At 65.5% G+C, this 22714-nt stretch carries 23 protein-coding genes and 1 other RNA gene; 9 read left to right on the forward strand and 15 right to left on the reverse strand.

Annotated elements, in window-relative coordinates; all coding sequences use genetic code 11:
• Positions 1-8: 8 nt before the first annotated feature.
• Positions 9-437, reverse strand: a complete 429-nt coding sequence (gene mraZ / locus ACL58G_RS30760; protein ID WP_036229930.1) for a division/cell wall cluster transcriptional repressor MraZ — start codon at positions 435-437, stop codon at positions 9-11.
• Between the two features lie 477 nt (positions 438-914).
• On the opposite strand from mraZ, the gene ACL58G_RS30765 reads away from it, so the two are divergent.
• Positions 915-1865, forward strand: coding sequence for an AAA family ATPase (locus tag ACL58G_RS30765; RefSeq protein WP_413386891.1), 951 nt, complete (start codon positions 915-917; stop codon positions 1863-1865).
• Positions 1866-1872: 7 nt separating this feature from the next.
• Here the strand turns inward: ACL58G_RS30765 and ACL58G_RS30770 are convergent, their stop codons facing one another.
• The 6 genes from ACL58G_RS30770 to ACL58G_RS30795 all read right to left on the reverse strand — a co-directional run bounded on the left by ACL58G_RS30770 (position 1873) and on the right by ACL58G_RS30795 (position 7471).
• Complete coding sequence (locus ACL58G_RS30770; protein ID WP_440964288.1) at positions 1873-3588, reverse strand: methyl-accepting chemotaxis protein; 1716 nt, start codon at positions 3586-3588, stop codon at positions 1873-1875.
• Between the two features lie 91 nt (positions 3589-3679).
• On the reverse strand, positions 3680-4108 hold the full coding sequence (locus ACL58G_RS30775) for a YybH family protein (RefSeq protein ID WP_413386889.1): 429 nt from the start codon (positions 4106-4108) through the stop codon (positions 3680-3682).
• 18 nt (positions 4109-4126) lie between these two features.
• Positions 4127-5551 (reverse strand): MFS transporter, encoded by a 1425-nt coding sequence (locus ACL58G_RS30780; protein ID WP_440964290.1) that lies wholly within the window; start codon positions 5549-5551, stop codon positions 4127-4129.
• Between the two features lie 99 nt (positions 5552-5650).
• Positions 5651-6559, reverse strand: coding sequence for a LysR family transcriptional regulator (locus tag ACL58G_RS30785; protein ID WP_440964292.1), 909 nt, complete (start codon positions 6557-6559; stop codon positions 5651-5653).
• Positions 6560-6561: 2 nt separating this feature from the next.
• A complete protein-coding gene (locus tag ACL58G_RS30790; protein WP_440964294.1) occupies positions 6562-6918 on the reverse strand; it encodes a hypothetical protein in 357 nt (118 codons plus the stop codon).
• A gap of 94 nt (positions 6919-7012) precedes the next feature.
• Positions 7013-7471, reverse strand: a complete 459-nt coding sequence (locus tag ACL58G_RS30795; RefSeq protein WP_440964296.1) for a hypothetical protein — start codon at positions 7469-7471, stop codon at positions 7013-7015.
• A 204-nt stretch (positions 7472-7675) separates the two neighbouring features.
• On the opposite strand from ACL58G_RS30795, the gene ACL58G_RS30800 reads away from it, so the two are divergent.
• Entirely contained in the window at positions 7676-8014 is a 339-nt protein-coding gene (locus ACL58G_RS30800; RefSeq protein ID WP_413344188.1) for a helix-turn-helix domain-containing protein, read from the forward strand.
• Complete coding sequence (locus ACL58G_RS30805; RefSeq protein WP_440964298.1) at positions 7998-9245, forward strand: type II toxin-antitoxin system HipA family toxin; 1248 nt, start codon at positions 7998-8000, stop codon at positions 9243-9245. The genes ACL58G_RS30800 and ACL58G_RS30805 overlap by 17 nt, the downstream gene beginning before the upstream one ends.
• A gap of 2 nt (positions 9246-9247) precedes the next feature.
• On the opposite strand, the gene ACL58G_RS30810 is transcribed toward ACL58G_RS30805, so the two are convergent.
• The 3 genes from ACL58G_RS30810 to rnpB form a co-directional block, all read right to left on the reverse strand.
• Positions 9248-9751 (reverse strand): hypothetical protein, encoded by a 504-nt coding sequence (locus ACL58G_RS30810; RefSeq protein ID WP_440964300.1) that lies wholly within the window; start codon positions 9749-9751, stop codon positions 9248-9250.
• 81 nt (positions 9752-9832) lie between these two features.
• Positions 9833-11326: a glycerol kinase GlpK gene (glpK, locus tag ACL58G_RS30815; protein ID WP_440964302.1), complete on the reverse strand. Its 1494-nt coding sequence runs from the start codon at positions 11324-11326 to the stop codon at positions 9833-9835.
• 30 nt (positions 11327-11356) lie between these two features.
• Positions 11357-11696: RNase P RNA component class A (rnpB, locus tag ACL58G_RS30820), an RNA gene on the reverse strand.
• 125 nt (positions 11697-11821) lie between these two features.
• Here rnpB and ACL58G_RS30825 point away from each other — a divergent pair.
• The gene (locus tag ACL58G_RS30825; protein ID WP_440964304.1) at positions 11822-13522 is read left to right on the forward strand and encodes a thiamine pyrophosphate-binding protein; all 1701 of its coding nucleotides are present in this window, start codon (positions 11822-11824) and stop codon (positions 13520-13522) included.
• Positions 13523-13525: 3 nt separating this feature from the next.
• Here ACL58G_RS30825 and ACL58G_RS30830 read toward each other — a convergent pair whose 3' ends face one another.
• On the reverse strand, positions 13526-14227 hold the full coding sequence (locus tag ACL58G_RS30830; RefSeq protein ID WP_440964306.1) for a YjjG family noncanonical pyrimidine nucleotidase: 702 nt from the start codon (positions 14225-14227) through the stop codon (positions 13526-13528).
• Between the two features lie 54 nt (positions 14228-14281).
• A complete protein-coding gene (locus ACL58G_RS30835) occupies positions 14282-14527 on the reverse strand; it encodes a hypothetical protein (protein ID WP_440964308.1) in 246 nt (81 codons plus the stop codon).
• A 167-nt stretch (positions 14528-14694) separates the two neighbouring features.
• Between ACL58G_RS30835 and ftsY the strand changes: the two genes are divergently transcribed.
• From ftsY to rpoH, 4 genes are all read left to right on the forward strand, one after another.
• Positions 14695-15849: a signal recognition particle-docking protein FtsY gene (gene ftsY / locus ACL58G_RS30840; protein ID WP_440964310.1), complete on the forward strand. Its 1155-nt coding sequence runs from the start codon at positions 14695-14697 to the stop codon at positions 15847-15849.
• Positions 15850-15857: 8 nt separating this feature from the next.
• Positions 15858-16523, forward strand: coding sequence for a cell division ATP-binding protein FtsE (locus ACL58G_RS30845; protein ID WP_440964312.1), 666 nt, complete (start codon positions 15858-15860; stop codon positions 16521-16523).
• Positions 16520-17440, forward strand: a complete 921-nt coding sequence (ftsX, locus tag ACL58G_RS30850; protein WP_440964314.1) for a permease-like cell division protein FtsX — start codon at positions 16520-16522, stop codon at positions 17438-17440. Before ACL58G_RS30845 ends, ftsX begins: the two co-directional genes overlap by 4 nt.
• Positions 17441-17886: 446 nt before the next feature.
• On the forward strand, positions 17887-18777 hold the full coding sequence (gene rpoH, locus ACL58G_RS30855; RefSeq protein ID WP_413337570.1) for an RNA polymerase sigma factor RpoH: 891 nt from the start codon (positions 17887-17889) through the stop codon (positions 18775-18777).
• 61 nt (positions 18778-18838) lie between these two features.
• Here the strand turns inward: rpoH and ACL58G_RS30860 are convergent, their stop codons facing one another.
• From ACL58G_RS30860 to ACL58G_RS30870, 3 genes are all read right to left on the reverse strand, one after another.
• Positions 18839-19771 carry an FkbM family methyltransferase gene (locus ACL58G_RS30860; RefSeq protein ID WP_440968169.1) on the reverse strand — a complete coding sequence of 311 codons (933 nt, stop codon included), beginning with the start codon at positions 19769-19771 and terminating at the stop codon, positions 18839-18841.
• Positions 19772-19868: 97 nt separating this feature from the next.
• On the reverse strand, positions 19869-20753 hold the full coding sequence (locus ACL58G_RS30865) for a dienelactone hydrolase family protein (RefSeq protein WP_440964317.1): 885 nt from the start codon (positions 20751-20753) through the stop codon (positions 19869-19871).
• Positions 20754-20791: 38 nt separating this feature from the next.
• Positions 20792-21931, reverse strand: coding sequence for an acyltransferase family protein (locus ACL58G_RS30870; RefSeq protein ID WP_440964319.1), 1140 nt, complete (start codon positions 21929-21931; stop codon positions 20792-20794).
• Between the two features lie 134 nt (positions 21932-22065).
• On the opposite strand from ACL58G_RS30870, the gene ACL58G_RS30875 reads away from it, so the two are divergent.
• The gene (locus ACL58G_RS30875; protein ID WP_440964321.1) at positions 22066-22662 is read left to right on the forward strand and encodes a glutathione S-transferase; all 597 of its coding nucleotides are present in this window, start codon (positions 22066-22068) and stop codon (positions 22660-22662) included.
• Positions 22663-22714: the final 52 nt, after the last annotated feature.

Genomic DNA, 22714 nt, shown 5'->3' on the forward strand with positions numbered 1-22714 from the left:
GCGGCGCCTTAGAAGGAGAAATTGGAAAGGACATCGGGCATGCCACCCGCGACGGCTTGGGCCTCGTTTTCCGCCAGCTTGGCGGCGTCCCAGATCTCGAAATGGGTCCCCATCCCGAGCATCATCACTTCCTTCTCCAATCCAACTGCATTGCGCAGTTCGGGCGAAATGAGCACCCGACCCGCGCCGTCCATCTCGACATCGCAGGCGTTCCCCAGGAAAATGCGTTGCCACGCCCGCGCCGACATCGGCCAGGCGGCGATCTGTTCGCGATGCTCTTCCCACACCGGGCGCGGGAAGAACAACAGGCAACCATGTGGGTGTTTCGTGAGCGTCATACGGCCTTCACATTGCTGCATCAAGGCGTCGCGATGCTTGGCCGGTATTGACATCCGTCCTTTGGCATCGAGATTGATCGCTGACGCGCCCTGAAACACGTTGTACCTAGTTTTGGAGAGTTATCAGTCTGATTATTTTTAGGCGCCGGGAGATACACCGATCTCCCACAAAACTGCACTTTTTGCCACCGTTTCCCACTTTAGAGGAAGCGTTGTCTGTGGTCAAGCGAATTCACGTTTAGAAAACGGCGAAATTGCCAATGAAACCAATGACTTAGCGAACTTACTTGACGGAACCTCAAGTAAAAATGTTGAGCAAAATTAGGCACTTAGGTAAAACAATGCATGTGCGACCTCATCTGCACACATGTGTTTCACCCTTAATAAAGGACAAGACTTGACTGTCGGTAGGTTGCCATATGGCAACACAGACAGCACGGCAGAAAGCGCGATTCGATCACGTGCGCGTTAGAATGAAAGCGAGGCGATCACCCGGCCGTTTCCGGCTCGCTTGGCGGTTTTTTCGGGGAGCCCAGTAGTATAAGTGAGTCCGTACTATCGTGCAGGAGTTTTGCCATGAGCCTTACCTTGGCCCGCAGCCGTGCCGTCTACGATCTCAATGAAGTACAGGGCGCGCTCGACCGTAGCCGCGGACGTTCGCCCGAGCTCGAAGCGTTCTACGAACGCATGCTCGAGACCGGCGCCGAACGTTTCGTCACCACCCCCTCTTCCATCGACGCCCTCGACCCGCTGTTCGAGGAATGTCCGAATTTCGACGAAGTGCTGGACGACCTCGCGCGCTATTTGCGCCTGGCCCATGCCGGCGATAAGGGTTTTAACGTCATGCCGATCCTGCTGCTGGGCGGCCCGGGCGTGGGCAAGACCCATTTCGCCAAGCGCCTGGCGAAGGTCATGCACACGGACTGCGAGCTGATCAGCATGAATGCGCTGTCGGCCGGCTTCGTCATCACGGGCAGCTCGGCCAGCTGGCGCGGGGCCAAGTGCGGCAAGGTGGCCGAACGCCTCGTGCGCGGGCAGTTCGCGAATCCGGTGATCGTGCTGGACGAGGTGGAAAAGGCGACGGGCTCTTCGCAATCCGACCCGCTCGCGGCGCTGTATCAGTTACTGGAGCCGGAAACGGCCAGCGCGTTCCGCGACGAATTCATCGACGTCGACATCGACGCTTCGCAGATCTTCTGGGTGCTGACCGCGAACTCCACCGAAGGCATTCCGCACCCGCTGCTGAACCGGATGGCCGTCTACGAAGTCCCGGCACCGACGCCGGAACAGGCCGCCGGCATCGCCCAGCGCATGTATGCCGGGCTGCTGCGCGAGCTGAATTTGGCGGCGTTCGATCCGCTCCTGGGCGACGGCGTGCTGGACAAGCTCGCGGGCGTGTCGCCGCGCGACCTGCGCAAGACGTTACTGGATGGGCTTGGCTATGCGGTCGCGGACGGGCGCGCGCACGTGAAGGTGGACGACATCCGCCTCAAGCCCACGCCGGGCAAGGGGCGGATCGGGTTCTAATCAAAGATCAGAACTCTTCCCACTCGTCGCCCGCGCCGGCACCGGCCAGATGCCTGGCACGCGGCCGCTCTGCCGACGCCTTGGCCGGCGCGGCCGGCTTCTTCCGCACCGGCGGCGCGATGGCCGGCGCCGCCTGTTTCGGCTGCACGGCGGGCACAGTCGCGGCCCGGTCATGCGCACCACCCAGCCGGAACACGGCGACGGTCTGCGACAGCTTGGATGCCTGCTCGCGCAGCTGCTCGGACGCGGCGGCCGCTTCCTCGACGAGCGCGGCATTCTGCTGCGTGGCCTGGTCCATCTGGGAAATCGCGAGCTGTACCTGCCCGATGCCGTCGGTCTGTTCCTGGCTCGCGGCGCTGATCTCGCCCATGATGTCCGCCACGCGGCGGATGCTCTCGACCACGTCGCGCATCGTCGTCCCGGCCTGGTCGACGAGCCTGCTGCCGTCGTCCGCCTTCTGGACGGAGTTGTCGATCAGCGCCTTGATTTCCTTCGCGGCCGCCGCGCTGCGCTGCGCCAGGCTGCGCACTTCCGACGCCACCACCGCAAAACCCCGTCCCTGCTCGCCGGCGCGCGCCGCTTCGACGGCCGCGTTCAGCGCGAGGATATTGGTCTGGAAGGCGATGCCGTCGATGACCGCGATGATGTCGACGATCTCGCGCGCCGATTCGTTGATCGCGCCCATGGTGTCGACCACTTCCGCCATCACCGCGCCGCCCTTCTCCGCCACTTCCGATGCGGATACGGCGAACTGGTTCGCCTGGCGCGCATTGTCCGCATTCTGTTTCACCGTCGACGTCAGTTCTTCCATCGACGACGCCGTTTCTTCCAGCGACGACGCCTGCTCCTCGGTGCGCGACGACAGGTCGGCGTTGCCGGACGCGATCTGCTGCGACGCGGACGCGATGGTCTCCGTGCCGCTACGCACTTCTCCGACGATATTGACCAGCGCTTCGTTCATGTCGCGCAGGGCTTGCAGCAACTGGCCGGTTTCGTCCGCCGAGTGCACCTCGATCCGCGTGCCGAGGTCGCCGGTGGCCACGGTGCGCGCCACGTCGACGGCTTGCCGCAGCGGCCGCGTGATCGAACGCGTGATCCAGACGGCCACGACCGTGCCGAGCACGAGCGCGACGGCCGCCAATCCCATCAGCCAGGCGATCGTCGACTGGTAGGTCTCCTCGGCGCGGTGGCCGCTGTCGAGCACGCGCCTATCCTGAAACTTGATCAATTCCCGCACGGCGTCGAAATAGCCGCGCTGGTCCTTGCGCACCTGGGTCAGCAGGAAGGCCGCGGCTTCCGGTTTTTTACCGGCATCCATCATGTCGAGAAAGGCCTGCTGCGACGTGCGGTACACCTCCCGCGCATCCTGCACGGCTTTCAGCTTGACCTTGCCTTCGTCGGATTTGATCAGTGCCGCCAGCTTGTCGAGATTGACGGTGTTTTCCTGCCTGTTCTGGAGCACGGTCTGCCGTTCCCGCGCCACTTCCTCCGGTTTGTCCCACAACAGCATATTGCGCATGGCGCGGGCATTGCGGTTCACGACGTCGAGGCTTTCGTAGGCGAGGACCGTCTTCGGATAATCCTCGTCGACGATCTTCGACGTACCTTCGTTCAACAAGTGCAGGCTGGCAATGCCGAACCAGATGCATGCCCCCAGCAACACGAGCAGCAGTCCGAATGCGCCGCCCAGCCGATTACCAATTTTCCAGTGTTTGATATTCATGCCGCCTTCCATTCGTCAGGACCAGCCGGTAGCATACATGATTGCAATAAAGCATTGTTTGATACCTGTCGATGTTGCCAGTACGAAAATCTCAGGCGGTGTTTCTCAGAACCGTTTCCCCCGTTTTCGGATTCGTCAGCGTGACGTTCTCGAGCGCCTTGATGCGCCAGGCGCCGGCCTGCCGCGTCAGCACGGCAAGAATCAGGGTATCGACGGCGTGCGCACCGGCCGGATGCGCCGGACCGGCCGCGAGGCGGCTCCAGAAGTGCACGACCGCCGCGTCGGCGCCGATCGGGATCACGTCGATCAATTCGTTGTCGAGCGTGGAATCGCTGTAGACGGTGGCGTGGATCGGGACATGCATGTCGACGATCGCGTCGATGCCGCGTACGTAGCGGCCGAACCGGTTCACGAACGTCGCGTCGTCATGGAACAACGTCCGCAAGGCTGTCATGTCATGGCTGTTCCAGATGGCCTGGAATGCGTGGGGTGCATCGTCGGGTCGTGCCAGGAGTGTCATTTGGATCCTCATCGATATCTATTTATGCACTTCAATGTCCAGCGTGATCTCACGGCCGGCCGGCAGGCGCGGCTGCACACGCCATACCACGATCGCGATCATGGCGGCGACGCCCAGCGCAGCCGTGACGTGGACGGCTGCCAGGGCGTGCGCCATGTCCGGTCCGCCTTGCGACAGCGGCACGAGCAGCGCGATGCCCACCGCACTGCCCAGCTGCTGGCAGGTCGACGCCGCACCGGAAGCGACGCCTTGCCGATGGGCCGGCACGCCCGTCGTCGCCGTCGCGAACATGACCGTGAACGTCATGCCCATGCCGGCACTGTACAACAGCAGGCCAGGCAGCAATCCGGTATAACCGCTCGCGCCTGCCATCGCCCAGGCCGTCAGCAGCATGCCGACGCCGCCGGATACCAGGCCGATCAGCAGACCGTGCCGTAGGCCCAGGCGGCCCGCAACGTGTCCACCCAGCGACGACATCACGATGATGACGCAGTACAGGGGTACATAGGCCAGTCCGGCCTGCCATACCGGGAAGCGCAACACGGCTTGAAAATACTGGGCCAGGAAATACAACAGCGAGCCGAACGTGGCGCTGAACATGAGGATCACGGCAAGGCCCGGCGCCAGGCCAGGTGCCGCGAACAGGGACGGCGGCAGCAGCGGGTCGCGGGCGCGCCGTTCGATGGCGACGAATCCCGCGAGCAGCAGCACGGCCGCCAGCCCCGCCGCGAGGATGGGCGCCGCGTCCCAGCCATGCTCCGGACCGCGTACGAGCACGTAGACGAGCAACGTCATGCCGAGGGTGCCCGCGAGCGCCCCGGCCGCATCGACATCGCGGCGCCCGGTGCGTGCCCCGTCCGGTGCGATCACGAGGAAGGCGGCCAGCACCCCGGCAACGGCGAGCGGGACGTTGACGAGAAATATGGCACTCCAGCCGAACATCTCCGTCAGCAGGCCGCCGGCCAGCGCGCCCAGGGCCATGCCGCTGCCGCCCACGCCGGCCCAGACGGACAGGGCCAAATGCCGCGCCCGTCCCTCCGCGAAGTTGACGGTGATGAGCGACAGCGTGGCCGGAAACAGCAGGGCCGCGCCGACGCCCTGCACGGCGCGCGCCGCGAGCAACAACCCCGGGCCTGGCGCCAGGCCACCTGCGAGCGACGCGAGTCCGAACAGCGTGAAGCCGGCGACGAGCATGCTGCGCCGGCCGAACAGGTCGCACGCGCGGCCGCCGAGCAGCAATAACCCGCCATACGGAACGATGTACGCGCTGACCACCCATTGCAACGTCTGCGGCGTGAAGCCGAGGGCCGTGCGGATCGATGGCAGGGCCACGAAGACGATCGTGTAGTCGAGCGAGATGATGAGGTGGGAAAATGCCAGCAAGGCGAGCGCGGCGAGGTGGCGCCCGCGCGGCGCGGACGTCGATGATGTCGTGTCGGTCATGGGTTCCTCCTGTTGACACGGGCATTATCGAAGCGGCGCCGGCGCCTCCGCCATCATCGATTTTGCATGCCCCGGCCACGCGCGTGCAGGGCGGACGCGTCAGGACGGCGTGCGCTCCAGCCGGGCCGGCAATTCCGCCGCCAGGAAATCGACGAGCGCGCGCAAGCGGACGTTCTCGCGCATGTCGGCGTGGAAGCCGAGGCGCAGGTCGAGTGCCGGATCGGACGCCGGAACAACGAGGCGGTGCAACTGCGCGAACGATTCGCCCAGCGGACGGGGCACGTGTCCGATCGCCTCCCCGGCCAGCGTCGCGGCCACGACCGTATGCATGTCGCCGGCCCGCAGTATGACGTGCGCATCGGGCAGCACCGCGCGGATCCATGCGTCGTGCAGGAAGACGTCCTCCCGCGGTTCGATCAACACGAGGCGGTGGCCGCGCCCCTGCTGCGCCGGGTCCGGCAGACCGTGGCGTTCGATGTAGCCGGGAGCGGCGAACAGGCTGTAGGGAACGGTGGCGAGGCGACGCTGGATGAGGTTGTCCTGTTCGATCCGGCGGAACGACACGCTCAAGTCCGCCTCACGGGCCGCCAGATTGAAATTGCGCTTTTCGTTGATGAGCCGCAGCGTCAACCCGGGGTGCTGCGCGCCGAAGCGTGCCAGCAGGGGCGCCACGAAGGCGGCGCCGAGCCAGTCGATGCTGGTAATCGTCAGCGCGCCTTCAAGGCCGTCCCCGGTCGCCGCCAGCTTACGCAGCACACCTTGTGCTTCGGCATCCATGCGCTCCAGGCCGGCGAGCAGTCCGGCACAGGCGGCGGTCGGCACCATGCCGTACATGTCGCGGTCGAACAACTGGATGGCGAGACGCCCTTCGATGGCGGCCACGCGGCGGCTCACGGTCGGCTGGGTCAGGCCGAGGACGCGCGCGGCACCGTTGAGAGAACCATGCCGCGCAACCGCGAGCAGGACGCGCAGGTCATCCCAGTCGGGACCGATCGTCATGTGTGCCATCCTCACAAAATCGACGCCAGCAGCAAGCCTCCGCAGACCGCCACGTTGCTGAAAAAACCGTTCGCGGCGCCAACGCGCTCCCGGCCCGACAGGCGCCAGAAGTCGAGCAGGGTTACGCTGGCGCAGGTCGTAAAGGCGAGCAATGCAATCGCGCTGGCGTGGCGCGACGGCTGCCAGAGCAACCCCAGGCCGGCCACGATCTGCACGGCCGACCCGGCGGCAAGCATCGCCCGGGGCGCGGGCCAGCCGCGGACGGCCAGCATACTGCACATTTCACGGAAACGGAGAAAGTGAGCGCAGCCCGCGCGTACGAAATTCAGGGCGATACACGCGAGCGCAACCATCGATACTGCGGACATGAGCATTCTCGAGAAAGAGGAAAACCCGATTCTCGGGTCCGCCGCGCCCTGATGCCATCATCGATTTTGCATGCCCGGTCTGCGTGGTGCGCCATCACACTGTCGCCATGTCCTCGACACGCAAATAATTGACGAGTTCATCGCGCTCGAACGATCCATCCCACTGTTTTTCGCCTAGCAGTTGCGGCAATGCGCTGTGGGTCAGCAGCGCGTGGAACCTATCCTTGATGAGTTGCGGCCGGATATCCCGCACGCGCACCCGCGACACCTTGCGCGATAAATCCATGACGATCCCGAACAGGATCCAGTCGAGCTGTAACAGCAGCATGCTGGCCGACTGGATCGCCCGCGGCGCGATGCTGGTTTCGTACAGCCGGGCCACCGACGATTGCCGCGCCCCGGCATCGGCGCCGGGATCTCCCGTCAATTCCTCCGGCCACCAGGCCAGTACCTGGTTCAGCAGGCACGCGAAATCGGCATGGTCGGGAAGGATGATTTGCCCATCAAACATAAAAGAAAGGTAAGAAATATTACCGGGCAGTATATCGATCAAAGTGAACGAAAAGCTCTCACAATTTCACCATTAAAAGGAATCGCACTGTTCAGATTGCATACGGGTCCGCGAACGTTGCTCATGGCATTCATAGATAACGGTTTATAGTCCATAAAACGCTATCTATGAAACCATTTTCTTAACAAAGCCTTTATAGATAATCGCTTACTTGCTGTAAGACGCGTTCTTTGATAGCCTCGAAACATGCCCAAAAAACTTTCAAATGCCGACATGTGGCCGACGCTCGTGCAGGAGCGCCTGGTCGAATGGGGCCGCTGCGTCAATGTGCAGCGTATGCAGCAGCGCATCACGGCGGCCGACCTGTGCCGCCGGCTGGGCATTTCGGAAGCCACGCTGCGGCGCCTGGAGCGGGGTGATCCGGGCGTCGGTGCCGGGGCCTACCTGAATGCGCTGCTGACCCTGGGCATGGCGGATGAAGCCACGCCAGCCTTGAAACCCGAACTCTGGCGCAAGGCCCCGGGCAAGCGGGTCCGGCCGACGCGACAGGAGCAAGGCGCCACATCCGATGCCGATTATTTCTAAGCCGTTGTACGTGTACCTGCAGCGCCCGGACGACGGCGCATGGGTCACCGTGGGCCGCTACGTGGCCAGCGCGCCCGGCGAAGGCACGTTCATGTATGCGCCGTCGTATGTCGACAGCGGACTTGCGTGGGCGATCGATCCCGTGAACCTGCCGTTCGTACCCGGCACCCAGTACAGGACCCGGCGTTACCGGGGATTGCACGACGTCTTGCGCGACGCGTGTCCGGATGCCTGGGGCCAGGCCTTGCTGCGGCGCGAATACAACCTGCCCGCCGACGCCCCGCCGTTGCAATACCTGATCAAGACCGGCAATATCGATCGCTGGGGCGCGCTCGCCGTCGGGTCGACACCCCGGTTTTCCGGCGCGGCGCTGAACAGTCCTCCCTTGCCCCTGCTCGACCAGCTGGTCGAGGAACTGGCCGCGCTGGCGGAACACCGGCCACCGGTCCGGCCCGCCATCCGGCGGCGGCTGGTGCAGACGGCCAGCGTCGGCGGCGCGCGTCCGAAGACGACCGTACGCGATGACGCCGGCGCCTTCTGGCTGGTCAAGCCGCGGATGCCGATGGACCCGGCCGACATCCCCCGCCTCGAACACTTCGCCCTCGAATGGGGCGCGGCGAGCGGGCTGGATGTGGTGGAAACCGTCCTGCATCCAGGGCCGGGAGGCCGCAGCGTCCTGCGCGTGCGCCGCTTCGATCGCGACGGCGGCCGGCGCTTCATGTGCGTCAGCGCGGCGTCCCTGCTGCAGGCGGAATATCCGGACGATCCGGCCCACACCGACCGCTGGAGTTACCCGCGCCTGGCCGAAGAATTGCGCCGGGTCGGCGCACCGCCGGAGGATGGTATCGAACTGTTCGGCCGCATGGTCTTCAACGCCGTCTGCGGCAACGACGACGACCATGTGCGCAACCACGCGATCGTCCATGGGCAAGGCCGCAAGGGCTGGCGCCTCGCGCCGGCGTTCGACGTCGTGCCGAATCCGGCAGAAACGCCGCGCCGCCTGGTCATGCAACTGTCCAGGGGGCGCTTCGACATCGCGCGGGACGCCATCCTCGGCGACGCCGTCCGCTTCGGTTTCACGGGGCGCGACGCCTGCGCGGCGTATCTCGACGCGCTGCTGGCGCGCATCGAGGCGGCGTTTCCGCTGGCCGCCGCGCGGCTCACGGACGACTGGCGCGCGACACTGCACGCGCGGATGACGGCGAACCTCGCGCTCCTGCGCGGCACGTAGCCCTACTCGTCCACCTTCGCATCCTCGCTCTTGGCCGCTTCCATCGCCTCCGGCTCGAGCACTTCCGCCGATTTGTTCATGCGGATGAACACGCCCCAGCCGGCCATCAGCAGCCCCGCCGCGACGAGCACCGACGCCGCGTGCGGCAGCAGTTCCGGTTCCTCGTGCAAGGCCTTGAACGTGCCGACCAGCCCCTCGATCGACAGCGCGACCACGACGACGACCATGAAGCGCGACAGGTAGCGGCGCACGCGCGTGGGCGCGCTGATGTGGGCGTCGCGCACGACTTCTTCCTCGGTGATGGTCTGCGCGATCTGCAGCGACACGACGGCGATGGCCAGCAGGCCGATCGCCTCGATGGCCATTTCGGCGCTCTCCTCGGCCTCGGCGCCGACCGCCTGCCAGCCGGTCTGCACGGCCAATACCGTGATCAGCACGGACACGAGCACGAACAGGAAGCCGAGCACCGCGTGCGCGGTCGAAAAGAAAAACTTCAGGAATTTCAAAGACGCCTCCGGTCGCAACGCATCGATGACAAGGTTGCATCGATTGTGCCCGAACCGCGCCGGCGCGGCCGCACGCGAGCGTCAGTGGTGTTCCGGCACCGCCCACGCGCGCGCATGCGCGACCGCGCGCGACCAGCGCGCCATCATGTCGTCGCGCCGCGCGGCCGGCAGCTGCGGCTCGAAGCGGCGCTCGCTCTTCCACTGCGCCGCGATCTCGTCGCGCGACGACCAGAAGCCGACGGCGAGACCGGCAAGGCAGGCGGCGCCGAGGGCCGTCGTCTCCGTCACCTGCGGCCGCACGACGGGCACGCCCAGCAGGTCGGCCTGGAACTGCATCAGGAGGTCGTTGCGCGCGGCGCCGCCGTCGGCGCGCACTTCGTGCACGACGCAGGCGGCGTCCTTCTGCATGGCGGCCAGCAGTTCCGCGCTCTGGTAGGCGATCGCTTCGACGGCGGCGCGCGCGATGTGCGCGGCCGTCGTCCCGCGCGTCATGCCGACGATGGTGCCGCGCGCATACGGGTCCCAGTGCGGCGCGCCGAGGCCGACGAAGGCCGGCACGAGCATCACGCCGCCGCTGTCCGGCACCGACAGGGCGAGCGCCTCGACGTCGGCCGACTGCTTGATGATGCCGAGGCCGTCGCGCAGCCATTGCACGGTGGCGCCGCCCATGAACACGCTGCCTTCGAGCAGGTAGTCGGTGTGGTTGCCCACGGTCCAGCCGACGGTGGCGAGCAGGCGGTTGTGCGACTGCGGCGGCGTGTCGCCCGCGTGCATCAGCATGAAGCAGCCGGTGCCATACGTGTTCTTGACCATGCCGCGCCGGTGGCAGGCCTGGCCGAACGTGGCCGCCTGCTGGTCGCCCGCGATGCCCGCGATGGGGATGGCGCGGCCGAACCAGGCGGGGTCGGCGTCGGCCACGATGCCGGAACTGGGCACGACTTCCGGCAGCATCGACGCCGGCACGCCGAACAGAGACAGCAGTTCCGGGTCCCAGCGCAGGCTGTTGATATTGAAGAGCATCGTGCGCGCCGCGTTGCTCGCGTCCGTGACGTGGCGTCCCGTCAATTTATAGGTGAGCCAGCTGTCGACGGTGCCGAACGCGAGCTCGCCCCGCTCCGCGCGCGCGTGCGCGCCCGGCACGTGCGTGAGCAGCCATTGCAGCTTGGTCGCGGAAAAATAGGCATCCAGTTCGAGACCCGTCTTGCGCTGGATGAGGGGGGCCTTGCCCGCCGCGCGCAGATCGTCGCAGAGTTCGGCCGTGCGCCGGTCCTGCCAGACGATGGCGTGGCACAGCGGTTCGCCCGTGCGGCGGTCCCACACGACGGTCGTCTCCCGCTGGTTCGTGATGCCGATGGCGGCGACGTCGCCCGCATCGATGCCGGCCTCCGCCAGCACCTGGCGCGCGCATGCGAGCTGGCTGTTCCAGATGTCGAGCGGGTCGTGTTCGACCCAGCCGGGCTGCGGGAAATGCTGGGGATATTCCTGCTGGGCGATGCGCACGACCTGGCCCTGGCGGTCGAACAGGATGGCGCGCGAACTGGTGGTGCCCTGGTCGAGGGCGAGGATGTAACGCATCGTCGTCGAGCTCCCCGGACCGTGAATCATGTGTAAAGCAGGCCGATAGGCCGGATTCTGTGTAACGTCCTTGCGGACGCTATGACAGCCATTCCTCTAGGCGCCGAATTACTCCGGCGCTCAAGCTTCCTACCCGCACGCTCCGCGAGCAACATCAACGCGTGCCTATTTGGAATTGCTCCGAGTGGAGGTTACCGCGTTTCACCGTAACTTAATACGCTCGTCTCTGTGGCCCTATTCCTCGCCTTATACCCGGCTTGCGCCGGGCTTTCGGCGGACGGCCGTTAACCGTCACCCCGCTCTGTGGAGTCCGGACCTTCCTCCCGCCCACGACCTTGCGGCGTGGACCAGCGGCTGTCTGGCCTGCTTCACGGGCTGCATTGTACAGGATTACGTAGCTGCCATTTGTGAAAGGTCGTGTCGCTATTTGAAAAGCCAGCCCAGGGCGAGTTGCATAGAATGCCCGAATTCCATCGTGATAAGGATGACCTCACCATGACGCACCCCTCCCGCAGCGGCGGCCAGATCCTGGTCGATGCGCTCCAGGTCCACGGCGTGGACACCGCCTTCGGCGTGCCCGGCGAAAGCTATCTCGACGTGCTCGACGCGCTGCACGACTCGAACATCCGCTTCGTCATCAATCGCCAGGAAGGCGGCGCGGCGTTCATGGCCGAGGCCTACGGCAAGCTGACGGGCAAGCCCGGCATCTGCTTCGTCACGCGCGGCCCCGGCGCAACGAACGCCTCCATCGGCGTGCACACCGCGTACCAGGATTCCACGCCGATGATCCTGTTCATCGGCCAGGTCGGCACCGACTTCATGGACCGCGAAGCGTTCCAGGAAATCGACTACCGCCGCATGTACGGCCAGATGGCGAAATGGGTCGCGCAGATCGACCGCGCCGAACGCATCCCCGAATACATGGCGCGCGCGTTCCAGGTGGCGACGAGCGGCCGTCCCGGCCCGGTCGTCCTCGCGCTGCCGGAAGACATGCTCGTGGCCCGCGCGCAAGTCGCGGATACGCGCCGCTACCAGCCGACGCAGGGCGCGCCGTCTGCCGCGCAGATCGCACAACTGCGCACGCTGCTGGCACAAGCGAAAAAGCCCTTGCTGCTGCTGGGCGGGGGCACGTGGACGGATGCGGCGTGCGCCGACGTGCAGAAATTCGCCGAGGCGAACGCCCTGCCCGTCGCGTGCGCGTTCCGCTTCCAGGACCTGCTGGACAACGAGCACCCGCACTACGCGGGCGACGTCGGCATCGGCATCAATCCGAAGCTGGCCGCACGTGTAAAAGAGGCCGACGTGCTGATCGCGTTCGGCCCGCGCCTGGGCGAGATGACGACGAGCGGCTACTCGCTGCTGGCATCGCCCGTGCCGCGCCAGCGCCTCGTGCACATCCATCCCGATCCGGAAGAACTGGGCAGCGTCTACCAGGCCGAATTGATGATCGCGAGCGGCGCGCCGCAGGCGGCATCGATGCTGGCGGCGATGGAGCCGGTCGATGCATCGGCATGGCGCCACACGGTCGAGGAAGCGAAGGCCGAGCTGCGCGCGTGGCAGGAGCAGCCGCCGATCTTCAAGGACGGCACCGCGCCGCTGGACCTGTGGCAGATGGTGCAGGACCTGCAAGCCGCCCTCCCGCGCGACACGATCATCACGAACGGCGCCGGCAACTACGCGACGTGGGCGCACCGCTTCTGGCGCTACGGCGCGATGCGCACGCAGCTCGCCCCGACGAGCGGCGCGATGGGATATGCCGTTCCCGCCGGCGTGGCGGCCAAGATCGTGCGGCCGGAGCGCACCGTCGTCACCTTCGCGGGCGACGGCGAATTCATGATGACGGGCCAGGAACTAGCGACCGCGGTGCAGTACGGCGCCGGCGTCATCTTCCTGGTCTTCAACAACGGCATGTTCGGCACGATCCGCATGCACCAGGAACGCGAATACCCGGGCCGCGTGTCGGGCACGCAGCTGCACAATCCGGATTTCGCCGCGCTGGCGCAAGCGTACGGCGGCCACGGCGAGGCGGTCGAGACGACGGCCGGTTTCGGCCCGGCGCTCGAACGCGCCATCGCGTTCACACGCACGCACAGGCTGCCGGCGCTGATCGAGCTGCGCTACGACGGCAACCTGATCACGCCGGGCGCCACCCTGGACACCATCCGCCGCAACGCGCAGGCGGCCAAGGCGGGCTGATCTTCAAGCCACGGCCAGGCCGCGCAGGGCCGGGACGACGTCATGCAGGCGCGCCACTTCGAAGGTGGGCAGCGCATGCGTGTCGTTGGCGAGGCCGCCGGGATTGAACCAGCAGCTTTCGATGCCGAAGCGGTTGGCGCCGAGGATGTCGGCATCGAGGCGGTCGCCGACGATGATCGTTTCCGCATGCGTGAACGCGCGCGCCATCCTCACGGTGTAGTCGAAGAAGCGGCTGTCCGGCTTCGCATGGCCGCACGCCTCCGACGTCGCCACGAACGACACATGGTCGCGCAGCCCGGCACTGGCGATGCGGCGGTGCTGGATCTGCTCGACACCGTTCGTGATGATGCCCACCTCGCCGATGGCGGCCAGGGTCGCGCAGAGTTCCTTCGCGCCGTCGATGAGGACGACCGTGTCCGACAGCGATTCGAGGTACAGGCGGCTGGCCGCTTCCGGATCGAGGTCGAGACCGCTCGCGGCGAAGGTCTGGCGGAAGCGTTCCACCTTCAGGAAATCCTTGGAGACAGTGCCCGTCTCGAAGCTTCGCCACAGTGCCGTATTGATGGCCTGGTAGCGGGCGAACAGCCCGTCGGGAAGCGCGGCCAGGCCCAATGCACGCATCGTGCGGTCGAACGACAATTGTTCGGAAGCTTTGAAGTCGAGCAGGGTGTCGTCGAGGTCGAAAAGAAAAAGTCTGTGTTTCATGGCGCTGCAACCGCAAGGTGTCCTTCGGAAATAACAGGATACCAGCAGCGCAGATTACATGCCGAGGTTGCCGTCGAGTCCCAGTTCGGCCGGCCACGGCACCGGCGCGTCGAAGGCGCTGGCGGGACTGGATGGATGGGTCAGGAACAGGGCGACAAGGGCAATGAAGAGCCAGACGATGACGTTGCGCAGCGATGGCGCCGAACTGCCCACCACGTGATCGCCGGCGATGAGCCTCTTGATAAACCTGGATACGTTCACGATCGTCCCTCGGTGACGCGTCTTCTTATCGATGTTCACAATTTACACCCGTTACGTACTAAATTCCAGCACGGTGAGCGGAGTGGTATTGTTGAGCTGTATTCTAGCCACAATATGGTCGAGCAGGCGCACCTCAGAAGTGTGTTCCCGCTCTGGTAGAATACGCGCGACCCTATCCGGCATTCCGCCGCCCTCCCGAATACACAATGTTTAGTTTCTTCAAAAAGAAAAAACCTGAAGCCGAGACGCCGGCTGCGGTCGAACCCGCGGCGCCCGTGGCCCCGGAGGCTGAAGCGCCGGGCGTCGCCACGCCAGCCGAGCAGCCGGGTTTCCTGCGCCGCCTGTTCGGCGGTGGCGATGACGCACCGGCCGCGCCCGAGGAAGTTGTTGCGGGCGCTTCGACGGCCTACGAAGGCCAGCTGTTCCCCGAAACCGCCGAACGTCCCGTCAGCGAAGCGGAAGCCAGGCGTTCCTGGATGTCGCGCCTGAAGGCCGGCCTGGCCAAGACGTCGAGCAACCTGTCGCTGCTGTTCGTCGGCGCGCGCATCGACGAAGACCTGTACGAGGAACTCGAATCCGCCCTGCTGATGTCCGACGCCGGCATGGATGCCACGCAATTCCTGCTGGACAACCTGCGCCGTAAGGTGAAGGAAGACAAGCTGCTCGACGCGGCCGCCGTCAAGGTGGCGCTGAAGGGCCTGCTGGTCGACCTGCTGCGTCCGCTGGAAAAGCCGCTCGAGCTGGGCCGCCATGAGCCGCTCGTGATGATGATCGCGGGCGTCAACGGCGCCGGCAAGACGACGACCATCGGCAAGCTGGCCAAGCACATGCAGCGCCATGAACAATCCGTGCTGCTGGCCGCCGGCGACACGTTCCGCGCCGCCGCGCGCGAGCAACTGATGGTGTGGGGCCAGAGAAATAACGTCACCGTGATCTCGCAGCAGTCGGGCGACCCGGCCGCCGTCGCGTTCGACGCCGTCCAGTCGGGCAAGGCGCGCGGCGTCGACGTCGTCATGGTCGACACCGCCGGCCGCCTGCCCACGCAGCTGCACCTGATGGAAGAGCTCAAGAAGATCAGGCGCGTGATCGGCAAGGGCATGGAAGACGCGCCGCACGAAATCCTGCTCGTCATCGACGGCAACACGGGCCAGAATGCGCTGGCGCAAGTCAAGGCGTTCGACGACGCGCTGCAGCTGACCGGCCTCGTGATCACGAAGCTGGACGGCACGGCCAAGGGCGGCATCCTGGCCGCCATCGCACGCACCCGTCCGGTGCCGGTGTACTTCATCGGCGTGGGCGAAAAGCTGGAGGACCTGCAACCCTTCAGCGCCGACGAATTCGCCGAGGCGCTGCTGGGATAATACGCACGATGATCGAATTCCAGTCCGTCTCCAAGAAGTACTCGGATTCCGCCGACACGCTCGCGCTGTCCGACGTATCCCTGAACATCGCCAAGGGCGAGCTGGTGTACCTGGCCGGCCCGTCCGGCGCCGGCAAGTCCACGTTGATGAAAATGGTGGCCGCCATCGAGCGTCCGACGTCCGGCCGCGTGATCGTGAACGGGCAGGACGTCGGCCGCATCCGCAAGGCCGGCATCCCCTTCCTGCGCCGCAACCTCGGCCTGATCTTCCAGAACCAGCGCCTGCTGAACGACCGTCACCTGCTGGCCAACGTGATGCTGCCGCTGATCGTCACCGGCGCGCCCAGGGCGCAAGCCGAACAGCGTGCCCGCGCGGCGCTGGACAAGGTCGGCCTGCTCGACCGCGCCTTCGCCCTGCCGATGGAACTGTCCGGCGGCGAACAGCAGCGCGTGGCGATCGCCCGCGCCATCGTCAACCGCCCGCAGATCATCCTGGCCGACGAACCGACCGCGAACCTCGACCGCGCCGCGGCCGACAAGGTCATCGACGCGCTGCACGCATTCCACGCCGTGGGCGTCACGTGCGTCATCTCGACCCACGACGACCAGATCCTGGACAGCGCTGCGCGCGTGATCCGCCTCGAACACGGCCATGTGACGGGAGGTGGCGCATGAACATCTGGTTCCGCCAGCACCGCTTCGCGCTCGGCGCCGCGCTGTCCCACGTGCGCAAGGCGCCGGGCAGCTTTTTGTTCAACGTGCTCGTCGTCGCCGTCGCGCTGGCCCTGCCCTTCGCCGGCGTCACCCTGCTCGACAATGTGCGCCCGTTATCGCAAGAACTGTCCGTCGATCCGGAAATCAGCCTGTTCCTCAAGACCGACACCCCGCGCGACCAGGCCCAGGCCCTCGCGCCGCAGCTGCAGCAGATCCTGCACGGCAGCCATGCGAAGGTCAGCTTCGTGCCGCGCGAACAGGCGCTGGCGAGCCTGAAGGAAAAGAGCGGTCTCACGGACGTGATCGAGACGCTGGGCGACAACCCGCTGCCGGACAGCTATGTGATGAAGCTGGAAGGCTTCGCCAGCGGCGCCGACGCCGCGCGCGTGGACGGCCTGGCCGAGCAAATGCGCGCCCTGCCGGACGTCGACTCCGTGCAAATCGACTCGGCCTGGGTGAAGCGCCTCGCAGCCCTGCTGGGCATACTGCGCCTGGCGCTGCTGCTGCTCGCGATCACGCTGGGCGTCGTCGTGATCGCCGTCGTGTTCAACACGATCCGTTTGCAGGTGCTGACGCAGCGCGAGGAAATCGCCGTGTCGAAACTGCTGGGCGCGACCGACAACTTCATCCACCGCCCGTTCTACTACACGGGCGCCCTGCTGGGCCTGTGCGCGGGTGCGGTGGCGCTGGGTGCCGTTACGCTGGCGCTGCGTCCGCTGAACACGGCCATCGCCGAGTTTGCCCGGCTGTACGCGTCGGAATTCCAGCTGGCGCCGCTGCCGCCGCTGGGCATGGCGGCCTTGCTGGCGATCAGTGCCGGGCTGGGCCTCGTTGGGGCCATGTTGTCGGTGCAGAGGCATCTGGCGCGGCTCAAGTAAGCATTCTTTTTTCGCCCGCCCCGTGAACCCGTCCGCTGCTGGCCAGTCAAATCCGGCAGCGGACGCGAGGCATCCACCTACATGGCAACGTGCGCCAGCCAACAGAAAGCGCAGCACGCGTCGCCTAACCTGTCTTCTACCGATTTCAAACGATATGAGCGTCACATTTGAGCCGTATCAACTGAACCGCGCGTACCTGCTCTACAGTTGAATCGAACCGTTTTTTTTGATTCCTGCGGGCAATACTTTAATGAAACTTAAACCCATCGTAAGGGATATGGTGGCGCCTAGCACTCACCTCAAGAGAGTGCTAATATTACGTCAGACTATCGCGGGAAATGGTTTTGATAGCACCGTCAGCATCCCGACTACAAGCCAGCCAGCTGCGCCTTCGGGGCTCTGGAGATGGCGAGACGATGCAGCAGTTTATCTACGAGGGAGTGACTATGTCCGCACAATCCGCATTGGTTCCGGCCGGCAGTCATGCACTGGGACTGGGTTTCAGTGGCAATCTCGGTAATATCGACGCCTATATCTCGGCAGTGAACCGCCTGCCGATGCTGTCCCACGAGGAAGAAGTTTCCCTGGCTAAGAGCCTGCAGGAAAAGAATGACCTGGACGCGGCCCAGAAACTGGTGCTGTCGCACCTGCGCCTGGTCGTGTCGATTGCACGCGGCTACCTGGGCTATGGCCTGCCGCACGCCGACCTGATCCAGGAAGGCAATATCGGCCTGATGAAGGCAGTCAAGCGTTTCGACCCGAACCAGGGCGTCCGCCTGGTGTCCTACGCCATGCACTGGATCAAGGCCGAGATGCACGAATACATCTTGAAGAACTGGCGTCTGGTCAAGGTTGCAACGACCAAGGCGCAGCGCAAGCTGTTCTTCAACCTGCGCAGCAACAAACAGGGCCTGGACGCCATGTCGCCGCAACAAGTCGACGACCTGGCGAAGATGCTCGACGTGAAGCGCGAAGAAGTGATCGAGATGGAAACGCGCCTGTCCGGCCGCGACATCGCGCTGGAAGCGCCGACCGACGACGAAGACGACAAGTTCTCGCCGATCGCCTACCTGTCCTCGGACCAGCAGGAACCGACCAAGGTCCTGGAAGCCGAAGAAGTGGTGCGCCTGCAATCGGAAGGCCTGGAAACGGCCCTGTCGAAACTCGACCCGCGCTCGCGCCGCATCGTGGAAGCGCGCTGGCTGGCCAACGACGACGGCTCGGGCGCCACGCTGCACACGCTGGCCGAGGAATTCGGCGTGTCGGCCGAGCGTATCCGCCAGATCGAATCGGCCGCGCTGAAGAAGATGAAAACCGCGCTGGCGGCTTACGTGTAAGCCGTTTGCAGCCCAACGACAAAGGCACCCCAGGGTGCCTTTTGTTTTTTGGACATGCCGTCTACGAAATCGTGCGCCCGAATCTGCCAGCGAATGCCTGGAGCCTGGCAGGGTCGAAGGCGCCCACGATGTTCGGATACCTGAAGCCCCCGACGACGTGGTGATACATGACGTGGTAGGCATCGTCGGCATTGTGGAGGTCGCGGATGTCGTCCATGTCGACCGCGTACAGGTAAGGAAAGACGCCCCGCAGGAAATCGAAGAAATCGGGGATGGGGATGCGCTGGAATACGTTCAGGCACCAATGGTTCAGTTCGAGGGTGACCGTCGGCTTGCAGGTCGACAGCGTGTCGCGCAGGCCTTCGATGACGTCGCGCTCGAATCCTTCGACATCGATCTTGATGAAATCGACGCCGTCCAGGTTGGCGCCCTGGATGAACGTATCGCCCTGGGCAATCTCGATCGCCTCGACCTGGTGCCCCGCCGATGCCTGCATCTTGTTCGATACGAATCCACCTGAACGGTTATTGGCGGAAAACGTCAGCTCGAAACGCCCTTCGGTCTTGCCCAGCCCGAGGTTCAGCGCGGTCACGTTGTGCAATCCCGATGCGTCCAGGTTCTTTTTCAGGAACCCGAACGTGGTCGGGGACGGTTCGAAGCTGACGACCCGGCGCGCGCGGCTGCCGAACAGGATCGACGTGCAACCGATATTGGCGCCGATGTCGAGGACGGTGTCGGACGGTGCCACCAATGAATCGAACAGTTGGACCATGTGGGGTTCGAATACCCCGCGGATGTGGTCCAGGTAGTTGTCGTCGGACTCGATACGGTAGTACTTGCCACCAATGTCCGTCGTCACGTGACCGGGACCATCGGCGTCGGGCGCGTCGGTCACCCCGGGCGCCTCGGACGCTTCCATGGCAGGTTCGGGAGCGTCGGCTGCCTCGTCTTTGTTCGACACCGGGGATGGGCGCTTGAAATAGCTCAGCAACATCTTCAACGTTCTCTCCACAAGTCATTAACGATAGGGTGCGGAGGGCACGATAGCACGGCCGGACGAGCGCAAGACTCACCAATTATCAAACGCGCCGCTACGCCAGCTTCGCCTTGAAGAACGTCATCGTCCGGCCCCACGCCAGTGTCGCGGCCGCTTCGTCGTAGCGCGGCGTCGTGTCGTTATTAAAACCGTGCTCCACGCCCGGGTAGACGAAGTGCTGGTAGTCGACGCGGTTCGCCTTCAGCGCGGCCTCGTACGCGGGCCAGCCGGCCAGGATGCGCTCGTCCTTGCCGGCGTCATGGATCAGCAGGGGCGCGCGGATGCGGGCGACGTCGGCCGCGGGCGGCTGCATGCCGTAGAACGGCACCGCGGCGGCCAGGTCCGGCAACTGCGTCGCGAGGTAGTTGGCGATGCCGCCACCGTAGCAGAAGCCCACCACGCCCACCTTGCCCGTGCCCTGCGGCAGCGCGGCCAGCGCGTGGGCGGCGGCGATGAAGTCGGCGCGCGTCTTCGCCTGGTCGAGCTTGGGGAAGAGTTCGCGGGCCTTGTCTTCGTCGCCCGGATAGCCGCCCAGCGGGGTCAGCGCGTCCGGGGCGAAGGCGACATAGCCGTCGAGCGCGACGCGGCGGGTAACGTCCTCGATGTGCGGGTTCAGGCCGCGGTTTTCGTGCACGACGAGGATCGTCGGCAGCTTTCCTTTCGCATTGGCCGGCTCGGCCAGGTAGCCGTGCACCTTGCCGTAGCCCTGCGGCGACGGGAAGTCGACGTACCGCGTCTTCAGGCGCGCGTCCGCGGGCGCGACGAGCGGCGCGACGAACGACGGCGACAACTGCGCCAGCAACGCGGCGGCCGTCGTGCCGCCGGCGGCATAGCGGCTGGCACGCGACAGGAAATCGCGGCGCGACACGCGGCCGTGCACATAGCCGTCGAACAGTTTCAGTACCTCGGGGTCGAAATCCGCTGCGGTCAAACGTGTCATGTCCAGCCTCCTGTCGGGTTCAAGAGCGCCAGCATACTTCAGATCCGGATGACGATGCGCCTCTTGAACAGCTGCCACAGCCCTGCCCCCAGCACGAGCAGCAGCAACGCCGAATACGCGGCCGAGGCCACCCGCGCTTCGGGAATCGCCTGCGCCAGCCACGCGGCCAGCAGGTCGTGCAGGCTGCCGGCACCGAGCGGCAGCTGCATCACCGTATCGATCAGCGTGATGCCGACGAAGGCCAGCGTCGCATTGGTGCCGAAGGCGAGGACCGGCCGGGTCCACGCGGGCGCCTCCTGGCCGGGCGGCACGAGGCGCATCAGCACGAGCAGCGACAGCAGCGTGAACCCGCCGGACGCCAGCGCAAAGCTGGGCGTCCACAGTTTTTTCACCATGGGCACGAGCGGATCGAGCAGGAAGCCGGCCAGCAGGCAGGCCACGCCGGCGATCGCGAGGGCCGTCAGCGTGGCGCGCTTGTGCGACCGCATCAACAGCAGCGACGCCGCCACGCCGAACAGCACGTTGACGAGCGCGCCCAGGGTGGACACGAGGCCTTCCGGGTCGAAGGTGACGACGTCGCCGGTCTTCCCCCACGGCCACAGGTGCGGGACGCCGAACACGGCGCGGTCGACGACGGCCGGCAGCGCGTGCAGGGAGTCGAAGCACGCGCGCCCGCAGCCGGGCGCATCCCACGCGAGCAGCAGCGCGGCATAGCCCACCAGCAGCGCGACGCTGGCCGCCACCGGCACCGAGACCCGCAGTCCGTCGCGCCGCAACGCCAGCACGCACCCCGTACCCACGATGGCATAACACAGCCCGATGCGCTGCAGGATGCCCGGCAGGCGGACATGGGCGAAGTCGAAGCCCGGCAGCAGGTTCAGCACGACGCCGAGCGCGACGAGCACGGCCGAGCGGCGCAGCACGTGGCCGACGAGGGCCGCCCTCCCCCGGCCCGCGCGCCGCGCGAGCGCAAAGGGCAGCGCCGCCCCTGCGCAGAACAGGAAGGCCGGAAAGATCATGTCGGCGATGGCGAAGCCGCGCCAGTCGGCATGCGTCAGGAACGTGAAACGCCGGTCCCAGCCGCCCGCGTACGCGACCATGATCATGCCCATCACGGCGAGGCCGCGCAGCAGGTCGATGGCGGTCACGCGCGGCGTGGAAGGTGCTGGCTTTTCCATGCTGTTCCCCATGTATGAAATCGATTTCAAATATGCGCCGCGGGACGTGCCATCGTCAAGTCATGATGCATAACGCACATCATTGTCCAGAAGGAAATAGAATGGAAGACCACCGCAACCCACCAGGAGATTCCATGCAACTCATCGGCATGCTCGATTCACCGTTCGTCCGCCGCGTCGCCATCTCGTTCGACCTGCAGAACATTCCGTTCGAGCACAAGGCACTGTCCGTGTTCCGCAACTTCGACGAATTCTCCGCCATCAATCCGACGGTCAAGGCGCCGACGCTCGTGCTGGACGACGGTTCCTTCCTGATCGATTCCACGCTGATGCTCGAATACGGCGACGCGCTGGCGGGCAACTCCCTGCTGCCGGCCGCCCCGGCCGCGCGGGCGCAGGCGCTGCGTGCCATCGGCCCGGCGCTGGCGGCCTGCGAAAAGACGGCGCAAATCGTCTACGAGTACTCGCTGCGCCCGCAGGAAAAACAGCACCAGCCGTGGCTCGACCGCGTGCAGCAGCAATTGCTCGCGGCGCTCGGGCTGCTGGAAGCGGAGACGGACGCGTTCGACATCGACGCACTCGACCAGGCTGCCGTCACGGCCGCCGTCACGTGGTCGTTCGTCCGCTTGATGGTGCCGCAGATCGTGTCGCCCGACCACTTCCCGCGCCTGGCCGCCTGGACCTCGCGTGCGGAGGCGCTGCCGGTCTTCCAGCGCTATCCGCTCGTCTGAGCGCCACTGAACGGCAAGCGCGCCGGCCTGGACTGGCGATTTTGCTATGATT

Source organism: Massilia sp. GER05, assembly GCF_052056005.1.
GTDB lineage: Bacteria > Pseudomonadota > Gammaproteobacteria > Burkholderiales > Burkholderiaceae_D > Telluria > Telluria orientalis.